This is a genomic window from Paenibacillus sp. J22FR83 (assembly GCF_059691955.1).
On record NZ_JCAUAM010000016.1, the window covers coordinates 67,281 to 84,809 of the forward strand.

Sequence of the window (17,529 nt, forward strand, 5' to 3'; positions counted from 1 at the left end):
ACAGATTCACAGGTCAAAAGGCTCATGCTATAATGGGTCTTATTATTTATATACATACTATTCATTGTTATGGGGCGGTTGATCTGAAGTACCGAATGTTCATTGTAAGCTTGCTGACAGTCATGATTGTCTTTCTTAATTTTTCACCTATTTTGGCAAGTGCGAAAGATGTGTATTATTCGAACGAGGTTGCCGTACTTGTTTATCATCACATTGATGAATTTGAGCAGAGTTCAGTCACCATAACGCCAAGGCTGTTTGAGCGGCAGTTAGTTTCGTTACAACGGAAAGGTTTCCATTTCATTAGCTTGGACCAGTTCAAGGACTTCAAAACGACAGGCAAGCCAATACCCGATAATGCCATTCTGGTCACCTTTGATGACGGCTACGAAAGCTTCTACACACATGCTTTTCCGATTCTCAAGAGGCTTCAAATCCCTGCTGTCAATTTCGTTATCACGAAAGATTTGGATGATCCCAAGAGGCCGAAGATCGCGTCTCTATCCAAGGATGAGATTAAGCAGATTACAAGAGAAGATCCTAATATTGAATTTCAGGGGCACTCCGACGAACTTCATGCCATGAAAGATGGCAAACCGATCCTATCCAACAAACTATTGCTAAATGGAAAGCTAGAAACTGAGGTTGAGTTTAAGAGCAGAGTTCTTCAGGATACTCGCAAATGTATCGCCAAACTGAAGGAACTGAATCCTTCGAAAAATGTGGATGCTTACGCTTACCCCTACGGAAGTTACGACGATACGACAATTTCCTATTTGAATGAGGCAGGGATACAATATGCTTTTACAACAAAAGCTGGTATTGCGACAGAATGGACAGACGCTATGCAAATTCCGCGAATCAATGGTGGTAGTCCGTTTGTTCGTCCGCATTCCATTAGTAATTTGATAAAGCAAGCCAAGAGGGAACAAGCTCAATTCACTGATTCAAAATAGCGATAGTAAACGTTTTCAAATAAGTGTTGACAGAATGAAACCGTATACATATAATAAAAGTACAGTATGGTTTCTCTCCACTCCTATCCGATAATCGCACCATAAGTGCAACCGCCGATTCGGCGGTTTTTTTTTTGTCTTTTTTCTTTTCTAATTACATATAAAAGGAAGAAGGGTAAATGTCGATAGTAGAGTAGAAGCAGAAATATGAACTTTAACCAACAATTTGTCGAAACTAGCAGGAATCTCGCCTTTAATCGAGAATAGATTAGAGGCTTATTGTTTGCCCAATTCCACATTTATATTTTTTGCAAATACAACGCAACTTTTCACTCCAACACAAGTACAACATGTATGAACAGTTGGAGTGGTACCCGGAATCGCGAGGAGGGTCGCCACGTAATGACCGATTCCCAATTGATCAGAGAAATCAAGGATGGAAATGTTCAGCTGTATAACGAGCTTATGCGTCGTTACGAGCGTAAAATCCTTGCCTTTATTTTTCACATGCTGAAGAGCACACAAATGGAAGCTATTGCGGAAGATTTGTGTAATGAAACATTTTATAAAGCGTATCGCAGTTTGCATTCTTTCCGTGAGATCGAGGCATCTTTTTCTACGTGGTTATATACGATTGCCCGCAATACCGTATTGAGTGAGCTGCGCAAAAATAAAAGTGTCCAAGTATCATTAGAGCAGAGCGGGCTTACCCCTCATGCTTCTTTTGATGCGATGCCAGAACAAGCCATGTTGAGGAACGAGAAGGTATCCATGGTTCGCGAAGCGATTAATAGCTTGCCTGAAAAGCAGAGGTCGGCTTTGATTTTACGCGAGTATGATCAGATGGATTATCAGGAAATTGCCAACATACTTGGTCAAACGGTAAGCTCGGTGAAATCGCTGCTATTTCGGGCGAGAGCATCCGTCAAGCTGCATCTGGATCCTTATTTCAGTGAGCCGATATTCGAAGAATCGAAGGGATGACTAGCGATGAAGTGTAGTGAGATCCAGGAATTATTTGGAGTCTACTGGGATTTGCCGAATGATGACCTGCGTCGTCAAGCAGTGGATAAGCATTTAGAAACGTGCGACTCTTGTAACGAGGAGTTTCAAATATGGGAAGAGAGCATGATTCTGATCCGCACTGCAGCAACGGACGAGGAGCTGACGGACTTTGAGCCAATAGTCTCCACCAAAGTAATGAGCCGAATTTATGAGGATGAATCATGGCGAATTCCAGTTTCGGAGCGGATGTATGCCATTTCCTATAAATTAAGAAGAAATTTAACCGCGGTTATTGCGTTTTGTTTAGCTCTTTTTGTATTTAGCTTTTTATTTGCCATCGTATATGAGGGATCTCCACAGTCAACAATGGCATCCGCGGATAATTCACTATATGACCTTGAAGCGCCTCAAGCACTCAAAATTAGCGGTACTGAATCTTTGAATGGACATAAGTTAGGTGATGCCGTGGCTAGTCTGAATCCAAGTTTCATGGAACCTTTACGGTTTCATGTAGGACCGATTCATTCGTATCCCCATTACTTATTAGTCGTATCACTTCTAGGTTTAGTAGCAACGATAATAATCATGAATTGGTTATCGCGAACCAAATCATAGTGCTCCTCATGGGGCATTTTTCATTTCTAGCGCTGGAGGTTAAGAATGACGACGATCGGGTTTATACGGCACGGAAGTACGGAGTGGAATCGTTTAGGCAAGTTACAGGGGCAGCTGGATACAGATTTGACAGACGAAGGCAGAGAACAAGCTAGACTGCTTGGACTGCGATTATCTCATGAGAGTTGGGATGGGATTATTAGCAGTGATTTGAAGCGAGCGAATGAAACTGCACAAATTATTTCCTCGCTCTCTGGCATTCCTTTCCTGCATAAGGATAAAAGGTTAAGAGAACGTAAATATGGGTTAGTTGAGGGAACTACAGTCGCTGAGAGAGAAGAACGCTGGGGAACCGAGTGGAAGCTTCAGGATCTAGGTCAGGAGTCGGACAGTGCGCTCTGGGCAAGATGGCTTGATCTAGAAACAGAGATATTGAATCTCTACCCTAGTAAGAAAATTTTACTAATCTCGCATGGTGGTTTTATTGTTCAAGTTCTTCGCGTGTTGAAATTGAATCAAGAGGAATTCCTGCAGAATACCTCATTGACTCTTCTATTACGACAAAGTGATCAATGGGAGCTGCAGTTGTATAATTGTTTAACCCATTTACAAACAGCATCGGAACCAATGACATAAAGTAATCATGAGTAAACATGACTCTATCGAGTCATGTTTTTTTGTTTGTCACGGAATATTTTCGGAAAAAAATCCCATAATGGTTACTAGAAACATTGGAGTAGAAAACTCCGCCAGATAGGAGTTGTAGGATGGAAATGAACCTAGCGGATATGCTTAGCTATGCCGATATCCATGAATTAGGCCGAATTGCACATACCTACGAGTGTGAGTGCAATGGTCATTCTAAAAATGATTTGATTCAATCGATCCTGAGTACGGCCATGCGCAAAGACATATTCGAAAAACACATTCAAAATCTTAGTTTGGAAAACATCCGCTTCCTTAACGCATTGCTCTCCGATCCTCGTAATTCATTTAGTATGGAGGAACTTATCGCTAGAGCCCAGCAATCACGTTTTCAGAAAGAAGAATCATCAGAAGATTGGAATCCGAGGGATATGATTCTGAAATTCAAGAAACTAGGTTGGCTGTTTAACGGGTATTCCCAACAAACCAAATACCTATTTCATGTTCCAGCGGATTTAAAACGAAGATTTGGTGATGCATTGGCCAAGCAATTTAAACAAGCTTTGGTGAAAACGGAAGAACCAACGGTCTATCGTGATGAGCAATTACTTCTAGTTGACGACATATTTCTTTTCTTAACGGCAGTTGCACAGCAAGAAATGCCTTTAACAGCCGAGGGTTTTATGTACAAAAGACAACTTGGGCAGCTCCTCAGTCTATTATCTGTTCAAGAGGGATTGGTAGCCAAGGGAACGTGGAGATTTGGGTATGGACGAATGTTTAAGGAATATCCGAATCGATTTTCACTCATCTATGATTATTGCTATTACCACGAGCTCATCAGTGAGCATGGTATGGTGCTACATCTAACAGAAGCAGGTAAGGAACGGTTAGTAGAAGGCAAGAAAGAAACAGTATCGGATATCTATAAGTTTTGGCTGAGGCTATACAAAAATCCGATTCCAAGTTTACAAAGCATATCCGTGTGGCTAGATCGCCTTTGTGATCAGTGGGTGACGATGGCTTCTGTTGTAGATTTATTTAGTCAATTAGTTAAGCCATTCTATTATGATGGATCAGAATCCATTGTCGAGCAGCGAATCCTACAAATGATGATGCACATGGGATTGATCCGAATAGGCGAAGATCACACGCATGGGGTTGTTATACAAGTTACCAAGATAGGCTCCAGAGTAATTCGTGGAATTAGCATTGCAGAAGAAGACAAAGTAGTTCTCTTCTGATCTAGGTATTAACACATTCCCGTTCAAACGGGCATTTGAATGAAGCGTTGAATTAACTAGTGAATATGATGTAATAGGAGCATAACAACGGGTTGGCGTACACCATAATGCAAACATATTTTTGCGAAAAAGAAGCTCCTGACAAACCGCGGACAACATTTGGAGGTAGGTCTCATGGGAAAAATGAATGTATCTAACGATGCGCTGCTGGCACTTTTCGCGGAAATGATTTGGGATAATGCCTTACGCAAATATAGGGAAGAAAATCTTTATAAGGAAATTGATAGCGCACTTGCTAAAGGAGATCAGATATCTTTCTTGGCGCTAACGTCTGAACTAAGGATTTTACAATCACTAGGGTAATTAGCTGCGCATGAATAAGTTAAACTTGAAGACATGTGGATACCAATCCAATGTCTTTTTTGTATGATGTAAACCATGTTCAGATCCAGGACGAAATCGTGGATTGACAGCTAAGGGAGGACGGATTACAGTACTTAAAGTACAAGTTGAGCTTACGCTACATAGTGGAAGTTCTTTTGGTAAATGATAGGGAGGCGCTACACCTTGAAATTTAATGAGATTGTTTTACAAGAATGGAAGGAATTGAAACCCTATTTGGATACGTGTCTTCTACCTGTTACTGGATTGGCAGGAAATGAGGATCCGATGCAAGTGACAACAGTGTTGGAGCGGCTCCGTGATGTCATGGAAATTATTGAAATTCCTTTCAAGGGCAGAGTTGTTACATATCCAGCTCTTCATTACATAGCAGATACGGGTGCAAGTGAGCAAGTGGATTCCATTGTGCATCAATTAAAGAAAAGCGGATTTCGTTACATCATTGTAGTCACTATGCATTCGGAAGCCGTCCACTGGAAATCTGCCGAGACAGATTTGTTGATTGTTGTCGATATCGAGCAATGGGCAGAGCAATCAGAGGCGATTAGAGCGGGTATTTCCAAACAAGTACAACAACTATGGTACCCTGTCTAAGCAACTTTGGTGATATCATGTATTAATGGAAAAAAAATGTGCAAGATAAGGGTAGTAATGGATGATTGTGGCTTGCAAAAAGTTGTGACAATTTCGTTAAAATTTGTCCGAAAGCGCAGTTTTCAATCCAATAAAAGGAGTTATGAATTCTTGACGACCTAGTAGACGTAGGCTATTATTAGAAATGTCCTAGTTATGTAGTGTAATGTCGAACGACACGTGATAGAGGTAGCTGATGTTCGAGAGGGTTCGGACTTCGGCCAATGTAGGAGGGTAGGCCTGAGAATGAGTGATCATAACAATCACAATGAAGAACAGCATGGGAAGAAACCCGGGACCAAACGCGAAATGTCTCGTCGACAATTTCTTTCTTATACCCTTGGTGGCGCTGGTGGATTCATGGGAGCCGGGATTATCATACCGATGATTCGGTTTGCCATTGATCCAGTCCTTCAGCCTAAAGCAGCATCGGATTGGGTTAAAGTTGTCGAAGAAAGTAAAATTACGAATGTTCCACAAGCGTTTACGTTCCAAGTCCATCAGGTAGATGGTTGGTACGAAAGTGAAGCTGAACTCGTAGCATGGATTTCCAAAGATAGTAAGGGTGCTCTCTTTGCGTTAAATCCAACATGTAAGCACTTAGGGTGTACGGTTAACTGGAACGATAACCCTGCTTACAAAGATCAGTATTTCTGTCCTTGTCATGGTGCGCATTATACGCAAGACGGCAAGAACCTTGCTGTTGCTCCTAGTCCATTAGATGAGTACACAACAAAAGTAGAGAATGGTTTCGTGTATGTTGGACAACTGCATGCTAACACTAGAGTATAAGGGGGCGTCACGATCAGATGTTTAAAAACGTATACAACTGGATTGACGAACGTCTTGATATTACGCCTATGTGGAGAGATGTAGCGGATCACGAGGTACCAGAACACGTTAACCCTGCTCATCACTTTTCCGCATTCGTTTATTGTTTTGGCGGTCTGACGTTTTTCATCACAGTCATTCAAATTCTGTCAGGTATGTTCCTTACAATGTACTACACACCTGATATTATCAATGCTTATGCGAGTGTTGATTACTTACAACATAAAGTAGCTTTCGGTGTTATCGTCAGAGGTATGCACCACTGGGGAGCTAGTTTAGTTATCGTAATGATGTTCTTACATACCCTGCGCGTGTTCTTCACAGGTTCTTACAAAGCTCCACGTGAAATGAACTGGGTAGTAGGCATGCTCATTTTCTTCGTTATGTTAGGTCTTGGTTTTACGGGATACCTGCTTCCATGGGATAACAAAGCTTACTTTGCAACACAAGTAGGTATGAAAATTGCAGCATCGGTACCATTCGCTGGACCGTACATCGAAACATTGCTGCAAGGCGGAAGCATTGTTGGTGCACAAACACTAACACGGTTCTTTGCTATTCATGTGTTCTTCCTGCCTGGCGTTCTGCTCGCTTTGCTTGCCGGACACTTCTTCATGATTCGCAAACAAGGTATTTCCGGACCGCTATAATTTAGGGAGGGGCGAATAGCGTGGCGCATGGTCATAAGTCTGATGAAAAAATCGTTTACGTAGGGGATTCCCGCGTAATTAAGAAAACGCAAGAACAACGACTCATTCCTAGAGATTACTCTGCTTACCCAGGTAAATCGGAAGCCTTCATTCCTAACTTCTTGTTAAAAGAGTGGATGGTTGGTGTCGTTGTCTTGGTCGGTATGCTAGTTCTAGTCATGTCCGACCCAGCTCCGTTAGGTTATCCTGCGGATCCGAAGAACACGGCATTCATTCCAATGCCAGACTGGTACTTCTTGTTTATGTATCAATTGCTGAAGTATCCATACACTTCAGGTGATTACGTAGTTCTTGGAGCGGTTGTAGTACCAGGTTTACTATTCGGTGGTTTGTTGCTAGCTCCATTCTTGGATACTGGTAAAGAACGTCGATTCTATAGAAGACCAATTGCTTCAAGTCTTATGATTCTATCTTTGATCGCTTGTACATATTTAACGTACACGTCATGGGCTCATTACCAAGTTGAGCTTAAAGAGAAAAACATCATTCCAGAGCACATTAAGCGTGAAGAAGAAATGCACGCGAATAAAGGTGGCGCTGCTGGCGAGGGTGCGAAGAAAGAAACGAAGAAAGCTGCTGCAATCGTGGCTGCTGATGATCCAGGTGCTGCGATCTACGCGAAAGCAACTTGCTTGGCTTGTCATGGTGCGGGGTTAAAAGGAATGCCAGCTTCTGGTGTACCTGCTTTGTTAGGAACTGGTGATACACATACGAAGGAAGACATTATGGGTATTATCAAAAATGGTAAAGGCAATATGCCTGCTATGTACAAACCTAACATTGATAAAGGCTTGACGGATGCCGATATTGATAAATTAGCAGATTGGTTATCCAAACAAAAAACTCAATAACATGTGAACCTGGTCGCGAGAGTGATCAGGTTTTTTTTGAGAATTTTCAATGGTCTACGTATTGAATTTGATTCTAATGGAGGGGCCAACATGTCCATTTCCTATTTGTGGAGCAGTAATTTCTTACTAAGTAAAAGAATGCTATGGTTGCTTTTCATTAGTAATTTACTAGGAACCATTTATGGCTATGAATGGTATTGGATTCAGATGGTAGATACCCTTGCAGAGAATCCGATATGGTATGTATTTTTTGTGCCAGACAGTCCGACTGCCAGTTTGTTTTTCACCCTTGCTGTTGGTTACTTGATCGTAGATCGTTCCTTTGCCAAACCTGCGAGTAAGCTATATAAGGCTATTCGCGGCTTCGTTGAGGCTTTCGCGCTGATTACATCATTTAAGTATGGCATATGGGCTGTAACGATGATATGGGCAGGAGCTACGCAGGGGGCATCTGTTGGATGGGATGGATGGATGCTGACAGCGTCTCATTTGGCGATGGCCGTGGAAGCGCTGCTATTTGTTCGATGGTTTTCTTTCCGATTGCCTGCTATTGTCATTGTGGCGATATGGACGTTTTGGAATGATTACATGGATTATGAAAAGGGTGTCTTTCCAAGACTCCAACGCGAGTTGCATCCCTATTTGGGAACCATTCAATTCTTTACGATATGCTTGAGTATCATCGGAATTTGGATTGCGATTACTTGCTTAATGGTAAGAGAGAAAAAAATGTTGAAAGCGAGTACGTGATGGTCTAAAGTGGGACGAACCTCCATATGATGATGGTGAAGGAGGGGATGTCCCATGTTTTTCGATAAAAGGTTAAGAGGGATAGCGGTGACGATCTTACTCGGCTTTGTTCTTTGTCTACTTGCAGCTTGCAGTACCAATCAACATAGAGTCGGACAAGCTAGTAAACCTATAGACCCAGTTCAAGTAGAGCGGATAGCATTTTTAAATGGCATTGCTGAAGAATTGTATACACTAACGATGTCTGGACAAGTTGCTGAGGCAAGAAATAAATTGATTCAACTATCCGATCAAATCCCAAAGATTTCATGGGAAGGAATTACGTCCATTGAGGGATTGAATGCATTGACTGCGACAGTCACCGACGCGAAACGAGTGTATAACGCCGTCAATTACTCGCCAAATGAAGGACAATTAGTTGTAGCCAAGATTCGTCTAGCAACAGATGCACTTTCACATAAGAATCAGCCGATGTGGCTGCAATATTATAAGGTTCTGCAGAATGATACGCAACTGCTAAGTCAGCATGTAAAGGCGAATAAGCAGCAAGAAGCAATCGAACAATTTGGCAAGTTGTCACAACACATCGCTATTATTCATCCTTCATTGATTATTAGCCGTGATCCATCAACCGTTGAGAAATTGGATTCATTGCTCGTCTTCCTTCGAACCAATGTGAATACGAAACCGCTGCCGATAAGACCGTTAGAGGCTGGGATCGTGAATGTAAACCAATTGTTAGATGAAATTTTTATGAAACATAAAGATGCTCTGGCTTATGTGCCGCTCACAGATCCGAATCATCCTATTATTTGGTCAATCAGCATAGGCGTTATTATCATAGGTGTCCTCTCGTATGCAGGTTGGCAAATGTATCAATCTGGACGTCATATTGTTCCTGTTCGGCAGACAAGGGAAAGTGAAAATAGATAAGAAAAAGTGGATTTACAGGCTCACAGGAGCTGTTAATCCACTTTTTTTAATTTGTCTTAAAACCTTCTCCGATGACCTCATGTACATCCCCAACAATGATGAAAGCACGTGGATCAACGGCGTGTATTAACTCACGTAATTGCCTTGTCTCATGACGATAAACGACACAGTAAACGACTTCTTTCGTGTTTCCTGAGTAAGCGCCACGTGCTGGGAACAGTGTGACTCCGCGATCGAGTACTTTCGTGATGGATTCCGCTAAGATACCTGGCTGCTCACTAATGATTGTAAAAGCTTTGGCCGCATAAGCGCCTTCTGATATGTAATCAATAATGCGAGATGTGACGAATACGGCTACAAGTGAATAGAGTACTTTTTCTTTTGGCAGATAAATTAAAGAGGAACCAATCACGACGACATCAATAATGAGGATGACTTGTCCAACACTCCAGCCTCTCTTTTTGTGCCCAATGCGAGCTAAGATATCTGAACCACCGGTTGTTCCACCGAATCGGAATACAAGTCCAAGCCCCGTGCCTAACGTAATCCCAGCATATAGAGTTGCTAGGAAGTAGTCTTGTGTCGTTTGAAACGGGACTACCCAGCCCATATGAATGAGCCATTCCATCACCCATAGAAAGAACGAAAGACAAATGACGCCGAAAATCGTATACAACATGGGGCCCTTACCGAAATTCCGCCACCCTAAGTAAAATAAAGGAATATTAAATACGAGTGTTGAGACGGATGGAGGGACATTAAACACGTATTTGAGCAGGAGGGAAATGCCCGTTAATCCGCCTTCCATCAGCTCATTGGATATTACAAAATAATGCAAGCCAAATGCATAAATCGCAGTTCCAATCCCGATTCCTAGCACATTAAGAAATTGATCTTGAAACCTTTCTTTAAATATCATGTGAATTCCTCCATGCCTAAAATGCTTACCTTATCAAACAAAAAATTTGTCAACTATTCTCGTTTAGTTTAACATAAGGAGGATAACCTTTGTGAAGAGGATAGAAAGAAGGATGCCGATGTCAGAACGATCACTCAAAGACCTGCAACAAGAGGTTGATACTTATATTTCCCAGTTCAAGGAAGGATATTTCAGTCCTCTTGCAATGCTGGCCAGAATGTCTGAAGAAGTTGGTGAATTAGCTCGTGAGGTGAATCACTCTTACGGTGAAAAACCGAAAAAAAGTACAGAAGCGGACAATTCAATTGAATTGGAGCTTGGTGATATTTTATTCATTACGATTTGCTTTGCGAATTCACTTGGCATTGATTTAACGGAAGCGCATGACAAAATCATGCACAAATTCAATACCCGTGATGCAGGGCGTTGGACTAAAATTAACACCGAAACGAATTGACCTTCATAAACTAAACCATCCCCATGAATCGGGAAAACCGCTAATGGCAAGGAGGATGGGCAGATGAATGGAGAAAATCAAATACAGAAAGCATACGAATCCATACTTGGGCATGATTTTGAAGGAGCCATTGAATGGTTTGAAAAAGCGATTGCGGAAGAACCAAACAATGCTGTCTATCATCACAAACTTTCCATTACTTTCGCGAGGAGCAATAAGCTTACTAAAGCTGTGGAACATGCAGCAAGAGCAATTGAACTCGACCCTGCGAATGAAGTGTTTCGATTTCAGTTGCAAGTGTTGAATGCACGTGAGCTTGTTGAACAAGCCAGTAGGCAGTTGACGATTAAATCGGATCATACAGAGCGCGCAATTTTTCTATTAAAAGAAGCGATCACGCTTGATCCATTAGCAATTGAAGCGTATCTGATGCTAGGTGAGGCCTTCGCAATGCGAAAGGACTATACCAGAGCTTATCAAACCGTAATGGAAGCTGTTCGCTTAGAGCCGCATCACGAGCTTGCTATGCAGCATGCCACGATCTATAAGATCAAAATGAATACAGAGTTAGGCCCGAAACAAAGATAAAGGAGATCACCACAATATGGAGCGTAGTATACGAGTAGCAGTTATCGGAGCAAGTGGAAGAATGGGGCGGGAAGTCGTCAAGACTGTTCTGCGAGAGCCAGATATGGAGTTAGTTGGGGGAGTAAGTCGTACTTCCGGCCCCATTGATCTTGGAAGAATGGTTGGCATGGATGAATGCGGAATTCTTATGGGGAACGACATTGAGAAAGTATTGACCGAATCCAAGCCAGATGTTTTAGTTGATTTTACAGGACCGCAAACGGCGGTTTCACATACCAATCTTGCAATTCGCTTAGGGATTCGTCCTGTGATGGGAACGACGGGATTCACCCCTCAAGCTATTGCAGATTTGGACATGCTATGCCGAGATAACAATATCGGTGGATTAATTGCACCGAATTTCTCGATTGGTGCTATTCTTATGATGAGATTCGCTGCACAAGCTTCGAAATATTTTCCGCACTTGGAAATTATCGAGTACCATGGAGACCAAAAGCTGGATGCACCTTCAGGTACAGCTGTGAAAACGGCTGAACTCATTTCAGAAGTACGTGAAGAAATCAAGCAAGGTAATCCGAAAGAAGAAGAAACAATTGAAGGTTCCCGCGGTGGGTATTACAATGGATTCAGAATACATAGTGTACGTCTGCCAGGTGTATTTGCGCAACAAGAAGTGATTATGGCTGAACAAGGTCAAGCGCTTAAGATTAGACATGATTCTTATGATCGTGCAGCCTATATGCCAGGTGTGGCGATAGCGGTACGTAAAGTCATGACCTATATAGGTATGATTTATGGTTTCGAGCATTTTATAGATTAGAGATCCCTAGGAGAGTGGAAGTTAGATGTTAAGCATCGCACTTATTGCCCATGATCGAAAGAAAGATGAAATGGTGAATTTCGTTACAGCTTATGAGCATGTTTTCGAAGGGCACAAACTATATGCAACAGGCACGACCGGTACACGAATCATGGGAAATACCAAGTTGGATATTCATCGATTTATGTCAGGTCCACTTGGGGGAGATCAACAGATTGGGGCATTGGTTGCCAAAAATGAGATGGATTTGATCATCTTCTTGCGTGATCCTTTGATGGCTCAACCACACGAGCCAGATATCATCGCTTTGCTTCGTTTATGTGATGTGCAAGGGATTCCGTGCGCAACGAACATTGCGACTGCGGAGTTGCTTGTAAGAGCTTTGGATCGTGGGGATTTTGCTTGGAGAGAACTCGTACATAAATATAAGCCAGGAATTGAATAAGATGAGTGAACAATTAGATATTCTTATATTTGGTGCCCATGCAGACGATGCTGAAATTGGGATGGGTGCAACCATTGCCAAGCATACGCAGCGCGGACTTCGTGTCGGGCTCTGTGAGCTAACGTATGCAGAAATGTCCTCGAATGGGACGGTAGAAACTAGACTAGAAGAAGCAGCGGAAGCAGCTCAAATTCTTGGTGTGGCAGTCCGTACGAATCTGGGCTTACCCGATCGAGGATTATTGGTTACGGCAGATCATATCGAGCGCATTACACAGGAAATCCGGAAGTTTCGTCCGCGAATTGTGTTTGCACCGTATTGGCAAGATCGTCACCCGGATCATATTGCCTGTTCAACGCTCGTACAAGAAGCTGTTTTTAACGCGAAGCTGCGTAAATATTTGCCAGACACTGAAGCGGTGAATGTGGAGCAACTATTTTTTTATTTTATAAATGACGTGTATGAAGCTGATGTGATTGTAGATGTAACAAATACGTATGATATTAAAATGGCAGCACTGCGTGCGTACCAGTCACAATTTGTAACGGGTGCGGGCACCGTTGCGACGCCACTCAATCAAGGTTATGTCGAACGTGTAGAAGCTCGTGATCGCGTCATGGGTCAGAAGCGTCAACTAACGTATGCGGAAGGGTTCGTTTCCAAACTCCCTTTGGTGATAGAACATTTTGATTGATCGGAAAGAGGTGTGAGAGATGAAAGACAAATTAAAGATTGGTATTACGTGTTACCCAACACTTGGAGGATCAGGTGTAGTCGCGACTGAGCTTGGAAAACTGCTAGCTGAAAAGGGACACGAGGTCCACTTTATTACACATAGCATGCCATTTCGTTTAGGCAAATTTCATAAAAATATTTATTATCATGAAGTGGAAGTTAGCCAATATTACGTCTTCCGCTATCCACCTTATGATCTATCGCTCGCTAGTAAGTTAGCTCAGGTTGCCAAAATGGAAGAGCTTGATCTGCTTCATGTGCATTATGCGATTCCGCATGCCGTTTGTGCCTTACTTGCTAAGCAAATGGTAGGATCCAATCTCAAAGTTGTTACGACACTTCACGGTACAGATATCACGGTATTGGGTCAGGATCAATCGATTTCGGACCTAATCCAATATGCCATCAATGAAAGTGACGCGGTAACAGCGGTTTCTAAGGATCTTATAAAAGAAACACGGGAATTGTTAGCGATTGAGCGTGATATTGATTTGACTTATAACTTTGTAGATAAACGGGTGTATTACCCGCGAGATATATCCAAGCTAAGAGGCGAATTCGCGCGACCAGATGAGAAAATCCTTATCCATATTTCCAATTTCCGACCGGTGAAACGCGTGCAGGATGTTGTAGATATTTTCGCAAAGGTAAGTAAAGAAGTGCCGTCCCGACTTTTATTTGTAGGGGAAGGACCGGACCTTTCGAAAATGATTTCTAAAGTGAAAGAACTTGGATTATCCGATAAAGTGACGTTCTGTGGAAAACAGGATGATGTCGCACAAGTGATTTCACTTGCAGATGTCATGTTGCTTCCTTCGGAAAAGGAAAGCTTCGGACTCGTTGCGCTTGAAGCTATGGCTTGTGGGGTGCCTACGATTGGTTCCAATGCAGGTGGAATTCCTGAGTTGATCACCCATGGTGAAACAGGCTTCCTAGCTGAAGTCGGTGATACAGACCAAATGGCTAGTTATGCGATAAATCTGTTGAAAAATCAAGTGATGTATGAACAAATGGCACAGAATTGTTTGAATCGTGCGCGATATACGTTCTGTAACGATATTACGACTGTTCAGTATGAGGAGATTTACTATCGGGTGTTAGGACGGGAACTCCCTGAATCACACCGCATTTCAGCATCTTCGTGCCAATAAGGATGCCAACTGGATAGGAGAATGAAGTTGGATGCAAGCAAGGGTATAAATGATCCAGGTGCTGCTGAGGTATTGGCTAGGTTAGTGGAAGCAGGGTATGAGGCCTATCTGGTTGGAGGCTGTGTACGAGACGCTGTGATTGGTCGGTCGATCAAGGATATCGATATTGCGACTTCTGCTTTGCCTGAACAAGTGATGGGAATTTTCCATCGAACCGTGCCTACGGGTCTTCAGCATGGCACTGTAACGGTATTAATAGCGCAGGGCATGTATGAGGTAACGACCTTCCGTAAGGAGGCAGCGTACGAAGGCTTTCGTCGTCCTGCCTCTGTTGCCTATATTTCAGATTTAACTGAAGATTTAAAGCGAAGGGATTTCACAATGAACGCAATGGCTATGAATATAGCTGGCGTTCTGCAGGATCCTTATGGCGGACAAGCTGATCTAGCCGCTGGTGTGCTTCGCTGCGTAGGTATTGCGGAGGAACGATTTGGGGAAGATGCGTTACGCATGCTTCGCTGTATTCGTTTCGCTTCGACGTACGATTTGGAAATCGAGGCGAGTACTTGGCAGGCGCTGCTAGCGAATGCGCCACTGCTGCGCCATATAGCGATGGAGCGCGTGCGCAGCGAGCTGCAGCGCATGGTAGAAGGCCCAGCCCCTGCGCGGGCTGTGCGGCTAATGCTGGCGAGCGGCCTGCTGGCCAACCTCAAAAAGCAGCTTCCGCTGCCTTTTGAGGCCTGGCTCGCCTGGGACGACGCGCTGGATGCTCTCAGCGCGCTGGAAGGGCAGCATGACCGCTGGGCCATGCTGCTCATGCTTCTGGAGGTGCCAGCGGACGTAGTCCGCGCGGCGCTCCAGGACTTGACCTTCTCCCGCGCCGATGGCACAGCGGTCGCGGACGTGCTTGCCCTGCGCGAGGCGATCGCCGCGCAGGTGGCGGTGGAAGACCCGGCTCCGCTGGAGCGGGTCTGGAAGCTTGGCGCGGTGCGCCGCGGCGAAGCCGCAGCCAGCGCGTTATTGCGGCTGCTGCGCGAGCTGCCGCAGGTGGAGGGGAAGCGCGGCGACTTGGCGCGCTTCTTGAGTGAGACCGCGCCGGCGCTGCTGCGGCGCGGGGAGATATGGCTGAAGGAGGTCCCCTGCTTCAGCCTGAAGGAACTCGCCATATCCGGCCAGGATGTGGCGGTGGCTCTTGATCGGCAGCCCGGCCCATGGATGGGCAGGCTGCTGCAGGATCTGCTCGAGCGAGCGGCTCTCGGGGAAATCCCGAATGAGCGCGAAGCTCTGATTGACGCCGCGCAGGCTGCGAAGTAGCAGCGCTGTGCGGTTTTTCTTTTGAATGGCGGCTAGGATGGCATTCATGAAATCGAATAAGTGTAAAAACTACAGTTATTATCAGGGTTTTTCACTTGAAATTGCATTTAACTGTAAAAACTCCAGTTAAATAGTGGATTTCTTGTAGAAAAGGTAAGAAATTATGAAAATACCTACATAAAATCCAGTTAATTTTAATTTTGCTGCTTTTTCAGTCAAAATACCTACATGAAATCCAGTTAAATTTAAAAAATTGGTGGATGTGAGGAAGGTAGGCAAGCCTACTGAAGTAATTACTTTAGTTTGTTAGTTTGAGTTAGAGGTATCTTGTCCGCTGGAGTAGCTAGTAAATCGAGCTAGAGGTACCTTGTACGTTTAAGTGATAAATCAGTTGTCGTGTAAAAGCAATCCTACTCACCAAAGTAGCTACTAACTTGATATTGTGGTATCTAGTATCACCCCACCGAAACAACCAGTAAGCCAAGTCAGAAATCAAGCGCATCCTGCGCTGCTATAGATTAAATTAAAAGATTGCGAGTGAATTCGTATGAATGAACGAATTTTAGAGCTTTTTGAGCAAGCTCCGGAAACTTATGTATCAGGAGCGGAAATCAGTCGACGGATCGGTGTGAGTCGAACGGCAATTTGGAAGCACATTGAGGAACTTCGTGCGGAAGGATATGCGTTTGAAGCGGCTCCACGCAAAGGGTATCGTCTTATCAGCAAACCAGCGAAGTGGCAGCTCAGCAAATTAATGAGCGGGATGAAAACGAAGGTACTCGGCCAAAAAGTACATATTTATGATGAAGTAGACTCGACTCAAACGATTGCACATAAGCTGGTCGCTTCAGGGGCGCCTGAGGGCACGATCGTGCTTGCGGAGAGACAGACGGCAGGCAGAGGCCGAATGGGGCGCAGCTGGCATTCTCCTTCGGGTAAGGGGATCTGGTTGAGTCTTATTCTGACTCCGCGAATTCCGGTATACTTCATGCCACAGCTAACCCTGCTTAGTGCTGTTGCGCTATGTCGTGCCATTCAAAAAGTGTGCCAAGTTGATATTGGCATCAAATGGCCAAATGATCTTCTGATTCATGGGAAGAAGGTCAGTGGTATTTTGCTGGAAAGCAGCGGCGAGGATGAGCGTCTGAAATATGTGATTGCAGGAATTGGCATTAGTGTTAATTTGCTAGAAGAAGACTACCCGGAGGAGCTGCGCACCAAAGCAACTTCTTTAGCAATTGAGTCCGGTGGCGAGGTTTCGCGCGAAGGGTTAGTGCAAGCATTTCTATTGGAATTTGAGGAAATGTATGCACTATATCTGGAGAAGGGGTTTGCCCCAATTCGGCTGTTATGGGAAGCGTTAAGTGTCACCTTGAAAAGACCGATTCGGACATCAACACCGACAGGCTTCATTGAAGGTATCGCAGATTCATTGGATGATACAGGTGCTTTAACCGTGATAACCCCGGATGGAGAACGTGTTAAAATTTATTCCGGAGATATTGAACTTAAGTAGTGGGAGATA

The 17,529-nt window shown here is 43.8% G+C and carries 21 protein-coding genes; 20 read left to right on the plus strand and 1 reads right to left on the minus strand.

The genetic code is table 11. The annotated features are described in order from the left end of the window. Nucleotides 1-32 precede the first annotated feature (32 nt). The 12 genes from AC58PV_RS26195 (at nt 33) to AC58PV_RS26250 (ending at nt 9,575) form a co-directional block, all read left to right on the plus strand. Nucleotides 33-956: a polysaccharide deacetylase family protein gene (locus AC58PV_RS26195; RefSeq protein ID WP_497435573.1), complete on the plus strand. Its 924-nt coding sequence runs from the start codon at nt 33-35 to the stop codon at nt 954-956. 402 nt (nt 957-1,358) lie between these two features. Then, nucleotides 1,359-1,940, plus strand: coding sequence for an RNA polymerase sigma factor (locus tag AC58PV_RS26200; RefSeq protein ID WP_436237100.1), 582 nt, complete (start codon nt 1,359-1,361; stop codon nt 1,938-1,940). Nucleotides 1,941-1,946: 6 nt separating this feature from the next. Continuing rightward, nucleotides 1,947-2,576, plus strand: coding sequence for an anti-sigma factor family protein (locus AC58PV_RS26205; RefSeq protein ID WP_497435574.1), 630 nt, complete (start codon nt 1,947-1,949; stop codon nt 2,574-2,576). Between the two features lie 45 nt (nt 2,577-2,621). Further along, nucleotides 2,622-3,212 carry a histidine phosphatase family protein gene (locus tag AC58PV_RS26210; RefSeq protein WP_497435575.1) on the plus strand — a complete coding sequence of 197 codons (591 nt, stop codon included), beginning with the start codon at nt 2,622-2,624 and terminating at the stop codon, nt 3,210-3,212. A 137-nt stretch (nt 3,213-3,349) separates the two neighbouring features. Next, the gene (locus AC58PV_RS26215; RefSeq protein ID WP_497435712.1) at nt 3,350-4,465 is read left to right on the plus strand and encodes a hypothetical protein; all 1,116 of its coding nucleotides are present in this window, start codon (nt 3,350-3,352) and stop codon (nt 4,463-4,465) included. A gap of 174 nt (nt 4,466-4,639) precedes the next feature. After that, a complete protein-coding gene (locus tag AC58PV_RS26220; protein WP_497415650.1) occupies nt 4,640-4,828 on the plus strand; it encodes an IDEAL domain-containing protein in 189 nt (62 codons plus the stop codon). 204 nt (nt 4,829-5,032) lie between these two features. Next, nucleotides 5,033-5,461 (plus strand): DUF2487 family protein, encoded by a 429-nt coding sequence (locus AC58PV_RS26225; RefSeq protein WP_497435576.1) that lies wholly within the window; start codon nt 5,033-5,035, stop codon nt 5,459-5,461. A gap of 285 nt (nt 5,462-5,746) precedes the next feature. Further along, a complete protein-coding gene (locus AC58PV_RS26230; RefSeq protein ID WP_068670301.1) occupies nt 5,747-6,292 on the plus strand; it encodes a Rieske (2Fe-2S) protein in 546 nt (181 codons plus the stop codon). A 17-nt stretch (nt 6,293-6,309) separates the two neighbouring features. Beyond that, on the plus strand, nt 6,310-6,981 hold the full coding sequence (gene qcrB, locus AC58PV_RS26235) for a menaquinol-cytochrome c reductase cytochrome b subunit (RefSeq protein ID WP_028554311.1): 672 nt from the start codon (nt 6,310-6,312) through the stop codon (nt 6,979-6,981). Nucleotides 6,982-7,001: 20 nt separating this feature from the next. Further along, entirely contained in the window at nt 7,002-7,892 is an 891-nt protein-coding gene (locus AC58PV_RS26240) for a c-type cytochrome (protein WP_497435578.1), read from the plus strand. A gap of 90 nt (nt 7,893-7,982) precedes the next feature. Further along, complete coding sequence (locus tag AC58PV_RS26245; protein WP_497435579.1) at nt 7,983-8,642, plus strand: DUF1405 domain-containing protein; 660 nt, start codon at nt 7,983-7,985, stop codon at nt 8,640-8,642. Nucleotides 8,643-8,696: 54 nt separating this feature from the next. Continuing rightward, nucleotides 8,697-9,575, plus strand: coding sequence for a sporulation protein YpjB (locus AC58PV_RS26250; RefSeq protein ID WP_497435580.1), 879 nt, complete (start codon nt 8,697-8,699; stop codon nt 9,573-9,575). A gap of 46 nt (nt 9,576-9,621) precedes the next feature. Here AC58PV_RS26250 and AC58PV_RS26255 read toward each other — a convergent pair whose 3' ends face one another. Then, on the minus strand, nt 9,622-10,494 hold the full coding sequence (locus tag AC58PV_RS26255) for a YitT family protein (RefSeq protein ID WP_497435581.1): 873 nt from the start codon (nt 10,492-10,494) through the stop codon (nt 9,622-9,624). A gap of 118 nt (nt 10,495-10,612) precedes the next feature. Here AC58PV_RS26255 and AC58PV_RS26260 point away from each other — a divergent pair, with 118 nt between their 5' ends. From AC58PV_RS26260 to AC58PV_RS26295, 8 genes are all read left to right on the plus strand, one after another. After that, on the plus strand, nt 10,613-10,951 hold the full coding sequence (locus AC58PV_RS26260; protein ID WP_497282771.1) for a nucleotide pyrophosphohydrolase: 339 nt from the start codon (nt 10,613-10,615) through the stop codon (nt 10,949-10,951). Nucleotides 10,952-11,014: 63 nt separating this feature from the next. After that, nucleotides 11,015-11,539 carry a tetratricopeptide repeat protein gene (locus AC58PV_RS26265; protein ID WP_497435583.1) on the plus strand — a complete coding sequence of 175 codons (525 nt, stop codon included), beginning with the start codon at nt 11,015-11,017 and terminating at the stop codon, nt 11,537-11,539. A gap of 16 nt (nt 11,540-11,555) precedes the next feature. Then, nucleotides 11,556-12,359 carry a 4-hydroxy-tetrahydrodipicolinate reductase gene (gene dapB, locus AC58PV_RS26270; protein WP_497435584.1) on the plus strand — a complete coding sequence of 268 codons (804 nt, stop codon included), beginning with the start codon at nt 11,556-11,558 and terminating at the stop codon, nt 12,357-12,359. 25 nt (nt 12,360-12,384) lie between these two features. Then, nucleotides 12,385-12,804, plus strand: a complete 420-nt coding sequence (locus tag AC58PV_RS26275; RefSeq protein WP_068670286.1) for a methylglyoxal synthase — start codon at nt 12,385-12,387, stop codon at nt 12,802-12,804. A gap of 1 nt (nt 12,805) precedes the next feature. Further along, nucleotides 12,806-13,498: a bacillithiol biosynthesis deacetylase BshB1 gene (bshB1, locus tag AC58PV_RS26280; protein WP_497435585.1), complete on the plus strand. Its 693-nt coding sequence runs from the start codon at nt 12,806-12,808 to the stop codon at nt 13,496-13,498. Nucleotides 13,499-13,517: 19 nt separating this feature from the next. Beyond that, nucleotides 13,518-14,690, plus strand: a complete 1,173-nt coding sequence (gene bshA, locus AC58PV_RS26285) for an N-acetyl-alpha-D-glucosaminyl L-malate synthase BshA (RefSeq protein WP_497435586.1) — start codon at nt 13,518-13,520, stop codon at nt 14,688-14,690. 27 nt (nt 14,691-14,717) lie between these two features. After that, nucleotides 14,718-16,004, plus strand: coding sequence for a CCA tRNA nucleotidyltransferase (locus tag AC58PV_RS26290; protein WP_497435588.1), 1,287 nt, complete (start codon nt 14,718-14,720; stop codon nt 16,002-16,004). A 547-nt stretch (nt 16,005-16,551) separates the two neighbouring features. Then, a complete protein-coding gene (locus AC58PV_RS26295) occupies nt 16,552-17,520 on the plus strand; it encodes a biotin--[acetyl-CoA-carboxylase] ligase (RefSeq protein ID WP_497435589.1) in 969 nt (322 codons plus the stop codon). The last annotated feature ends 9 nt before the right edge of the window (nt 17,521-17,529 follow it).